The sequence below is a fragment of the Streptomyces sp. SID486 genome, from assembly GCF_009865385.1.
In the GTDB taxonomy this organism is placed as follows: Bacteria; Actinomycetota; Actinomycetes; order Streptomycetales; family Streptomycetaceae; genus Streptomyces.
Genome location: NZ_WWJT01000381.1, coordinates 1 through 5,207 on the forward strand (window position 1 = coordinate 1; position 5,207 = coordinate 5,207).

The following is a 5,207-nucleotide window of genomic DNA, read 5'->3' on the forward strand; positions in this document are numbered from 1 at the left end:
GGCCGCGGGCCGGCGGCGGGGAGGGCGGCGGGGAGGCGGCCGTCACGCGCGTCCGCAAGAGCCACCGCCCACTTTCCACTGCACGATCGTGTAGTGCCGTGGCACCGCTCCGGCCCACCCGTCGAGCACGCTGGGAGCCGTACGTCCGCTTCAGCGAAAGGCAGTTGTCGCGTCATGCCCCCCACCGCGCTGCACCCCGAACCGGCCGGCACCCTGCCCGGCGTCCCCGTCGTCGACATCACCGCCACGGGCCCCGGCCGCACCCCCATCCAGCAGGTCATGAAGCTGATGCGGACCCACGGTCCGGTGCTGGTGCGCCGGCTGCACGGACGGGAGGCGTTGTTCGTCGCCGACGCGGACCTGGTCGCCGAGCTCGCCGACGAGGAGCGGTTCGCCAAGCACGTCGGCCCCGCCCTGGAGAACGTACGCGAGTTCACCGCCGACGGCCTGTTCACGGCCTACGACGACGAGCCCAACTGGGCCAAGGCGCACGACATCCTGATGCCCGCCTTCGCCCTCGGCTCGATGCGCACCTACCACCCCGTCATGCTGAAGGTCGCACGGCGGCTCATCGACTCCTGGGACCGCGCGGCCCGCGCCGGGCTGCCCGTCGACGTGCCCGAGGACATGACCCGCATGACACTCGACACCATCGGACTCGCCGGGTTCGGCTACGACTTCGGCTCCTTCGGACGCGAGGAGCCGCACCCCTTCGTGGAGTCGATGGTCCGCTGCCTGGAGTGGAGCATGACCCGCCTGGCACGCACCCCCGGCCAGGACCACTCGGCCGCCGACGCCGCCTTCCGGAGGGACGCCGACCACCTGGCCCGGGTCGTGGACGACGTCATCGCCGCCCGCACCGGCACCGACCAGAGCGGCGCCGACGACCTGCTCGGACTCATGCTCAGCGCCCCCCACCCCGCCGACGGCACCACGCTGGACGCGCAGAACATCCGCAACCAGGTCATCACCTTCCTGATCGCCGGCCACGAGACAACCTCGGGCGCGATGTCCTTCGCCCTGTACCACCTGGCCAAGCACCCCGCCGTGCTGCGGCTCGTGCAGCGCGAGGCCGACGCCCTGTGGGGCGACGCGCCCGACCCGGAGCCGACGTACGACGACATCGGCCGGCTCACCTACACCCGCCAGGTCCTCAACGAGGCGCTGCGGTTGTGGCCGACGGCCGCCGCGTTCAGCCGGCACGCCCGCGAGGACACCCTGCTCGGCGGCCGGATCCCGCTGCGCGCCGGCCAGGCCGTCACCGTGCTCGCGCCGATGCTGCACCGCCAGCCCGTCTGGGGGGACAATCCGGAGCTGTTCGACCCCGAGCGGTTCACCGCCGAGGCGGAGGCGGCCCGGCCGGTGCACGCGTTCAAGCCGTTCGGCACCGGCGAACGCGCCTGCATCGGACGGCAGTTCGCCCTGCACGAAGCCACCATGCTGCTCGCCCTGCTGGTCCACCGCTACCGGCTGCACGACCACGCCGGCTACCGGCTCAGCGTGAAGGAGACCCTCACGCTCAAGCCCGAGGGCCTCACCCTCGTCCTGACCCCGCGCACCCCCGCCGACCGCGTGCACGCGCCCCTGCCCGGCACCGCCCCCGCCCCGGCCGCGGGCACGCCGGCCCCGGACGCCCTCCCGGCCCGGGTCCGCCCCGGCACCCGCGCCCTCTTCCTGCACGGCAGCAACTACGGCACCTGCCGGGAGTTCGCCGCCCAGCTCGCCGACGAGGCCGCGGCCGTGGGCTGCGCCACCGAGACCGCCGCCCTGGACGCCTACGCGGACGGCCTGCCCACCGACCGGCCCGTCGTCATCACCGCCGCCTCCTACAACGGCCGCCCCACCGACGACGCCGCCGCCTTCACCGCCTGGCTCGACGGCACCCCCGACCTGACCGGCGTGACCTACGCGGTGCTCGGCGTCGGCGACCGCAACTGGGCCGCCACCTACCAGCAGGTGCCCACCCGCGTGGACGCCCGCCTCGCCGAACTCGGCGCCACCCGGCTCACCGACCGCGCCGCCGCCGACGCCTCCGGCGACCTCGCCGGTGTGGTCAGGGAGTTCACGTCCCGGCTGCGCACCGCGCTGCTCCAGCAGTACGGCGACCCCGACGCCGGGCACGGCACACCCGACGAGCCCGTCCACGCCTACACGGTGCGCACCCTGACCGGGGGCCCGCTGGACGCCCTCGCCGAACGGCACGGCCTGGTCCCGATGAAGGTCACCGAGGCGTACGACCTCACCGCACCGGGACACCCGCGCACCAAGCGGTTCCTGCGCGTCGCCCTGCCCGAAGGCGTCGGCTACCGCACCGCCGACCACCTGGCCGTGCTCCCCGTCAACGCCCCGGAGCTGGTGGACCGCGCCGTCGCCGCGTTCGGCCTCGACGCCGACGCCGTCCTGGACATCCGGGCCGCGCGGCCGCGCCGCGACGGTCTCGCCGTCGACCGGCCCCTGACGGTACGCCGGCTGCTGACCCACCACGTCGAGTTGCAGGAACGGCCGACGGCGCGGCAGCTGGCCCTCCTCGCCGAGGCCGACCCCTGCCCGCCCGAGCGCGCCGCCCTCGCCGGCCTGGCCGACGACGACCCCCGCACCCTGGTGGAGCTGGCCGAGGACCACCCCGCGCTGCGCGGCGCCCTGGACTGGCCGCTCCTGCTGGACCTGCTGACCCCGCTGCGTCCCCGCTCCTACTCCGTCTCCTCCAGTCCGGCCGTCGCCCCGCACCACGCGGACCTCATGGTGTCGGTGCTCGACGCGCCCGCCCGGTCCGGCAGGGGCCGCTACCGGGGCACCGGCTCCGGCCACCTCGCCTCCCTGGCCGCCGGTGACACCGTGTACGCCCGGGTGCAGCCCTGCCGTGACGCCTTCCGCGTAGAGGGCTCGGCACCGGTCGTGATGGTCGCCGCCGGCACCGGACTCGCGCCGTTCCGCGGGGTCGTGGCCGACCGCACCGCCGCCCGCGCCCGGGGGGCCGAACTCCCGCCCGCGCTGCTCTACTTCGGCTGCGACGCCCCCGACGCCGACTATCTGCACGCCGAGGAGCTGCGGTCCGCCGAGCGGGCCGGTGCCGTGTCCCTGCGCCCGGCCTTCAGCGCCGCCCCCGTGAACGGCGCCTCCTTCGTCCAGCACCGCATCGCCGCCGAGGCCGACGAGGTGTGGCGGCTGCTCACGGCCGGGGCCCGGGTGTACGTCTGCGGTGACGGCGCCCGCATGGCACCCGGCGTCCGGGCGGCGTTCCGTACCCTGTACCAGGACCGCACCCCCGGCGCCGACGCGACGGCGGCCCGGCGGTGGCTCGAAACGCTCGTGGCGGACGGGCGCTACGTGGAGGACGTGTACGCGGCGGGCTAGCCGCGGGGAGGGGCACGGTGGGTGACGCGTTGCAGTGGGCGCGATCCCGGGACGGCGATGGCGGATCGCCCGCGCCCACCGGGATCGGCTGCGGCCGGCGCCCCTCCGTACCCCCTCCGCGTCGGATCCGCTCGCGACCGCGCCGGGGCGGGGTCCAACCGTGCCGGCGGGATCGGGCCGTGCTGGTCGGACCGGGCCGTGCAGGTGGTTTCCGGCTGTGCCGGGGGCGACCGTCTCGGTGGGATCCGGCCGTCCTCGGTGGGAACCGGCCGTGCCGGTGGGAACCGTGGGAGCCGATCGTGCCGGTGGGCCGTGCGGGGTGGCGTCTCTGCCGGTGGGCCGTGCGGGGTGGCGTCTCTGCCGGTGGGCCGTGCGGGGTGGCGTCTCGCGTCCTGGTCTTAGCTCATAGCGTGAACTAAGGTGTGTGGAAATCTCGCGCCCCCACTGCCCGAAGGGGTATGTTGCAGGTCGGGACCGGTTCGTGAAGGGAGCCACATGGCGGGGCGGAACGGGCGCACGGTACGCGACCTGAGACGAGGCAACCGCACGGCGGTGCTCCAGCGGCTCTACTTCGACGGCCCGCTCAGCCGGTTCGAGCTGGGGCCGGCCACCGGACTGAGCTCCGGCTCGGTCAGCAACGTGGTCGCGGACCTGATCGCCGACGGCCTGGTCGAGGAGGCGGGCAGCGTCGACTCCGACGGCGGCCGGCCCCGCACCCTGCTGCGGGTCGCCCCGGACAGCGGCCAGATGATCGGCGTCGACGTGGGCGAGACCCGGGTCCGCGTGGAGCTGTTCGACCTGGCCCTGACCGAACTGGCCCGCGTGGAGCGCCCCCTGACCCCACAGGGCTACGACGTCGAGGTGATCACGGGCCACATCCGCGACGGCGTCGCCGAGGTCCTCACCGCACAGGGAGCCGCCCCCGACCGGCTGCTCGGCGTGGGTGTCGGCGTGCCCGGCATCGTCGAGCACACCCCGGACCGGGGTGCCGTCGTGCACGGGCAGACCATCGGCTGGGACGCCGTCCCGCTGGAGCAGTTGCTCCGCTCCGCCTCCCGGCTCCCCGACGCGGTGCCGTACCTCATCGACAACGGCGCCAAGACCCTCGGCCAGGCGGAGATGTGGTTCGGCGCCGGGCGCGGCGCCCGCAACGCCGTGGTCGTGCTCTTCGGCTCCGGTGTCGGCGCCTGCCTGGTCACCCCCGAGGTGGAGCACGGCCGGGCCGTGGAGTGGGGCCATCTGACGGTACGGGTGCGCGGGCGCCGCTGCCGCTGCGGAGCACCCGGCTGCCTGGAGGCGTACGCCGGTGCCGAGTCGCTGCTCGCCCGCTGGCGCGAGGAGGGCGGCCGGCCGCCCGAGGACACCGACGAGGAGACCGCGCTCACCGCGATGCTCGCCGCCGCCTACCCGCCCGAGGGCACCGCGCCCGACCCGGTCGCACTGGCCGTCCTGGAGGAGACCGCCGAGTACCTCGGCGCCGGCCTGTCCGACCTGATCAACCTCTTCCAGCCCGAGCGCATCCTGATCGGCGGCTGGGCCGGGCTCCAGCTCGGCACACGCTTCCTGCCGGCCGTCCGGCGGCACGCGGCGACGTACGCACTGCGCCATCCGGCCGACAAGGTGAACATCGATCTCGGCAAACTCGGCCCGGACGCGGTCACGGTCGGCGCCGCGATCCTGCCGCTGGCCGACTTCTTCGCCGGCGGCGGCCGGCGCCCGGAACCCGCCGCCGAGGACCGGCTGCCCGCCTGGCGGGCAGCACTCCGCCAGCGCGCCCCGCACTGAACCGACGGCCGCGCGCCCGGCCGACCTGCCGTCCGAGTCCCGCACCGAACCGACCGCCGCGCGCCCGG

The 5,207-nt window shown here is 75.4% G+C and carries 2 protein-coding genes; both read left to right on the plus strand.

Annotated features, from left to right (window positions below; genetic code table 11):
- The first annotated feature begins 174 nt into the window (after window positions 1-174).
- Window positions 175-3,354 carry a cytochrome P450 gene (locus GT045_RS17905; RefSeq protein WP_161334786.1) on the plus strand — a complete coding sequence of 1,060 codons (3,180 nt, stop codon included), beginning with the start codon at window positions 175-177 and terminating at the stop codon, window positions 3,352-3,354.
- Window positions 3,355-3,849: 495 nt separating this feature from the next.
- A complete protein-coding gene (locus tag GT045_RS17910) occupies window positions 3,850-5,139 on the plus strand; it encodes an ROK family transcriptional regulator (protein WP_161334787.1) in 1,290 nt (429 codons plus the stop codon).
- Window positions 5,140-5,207: the final 68 nt, after the last annotated feature.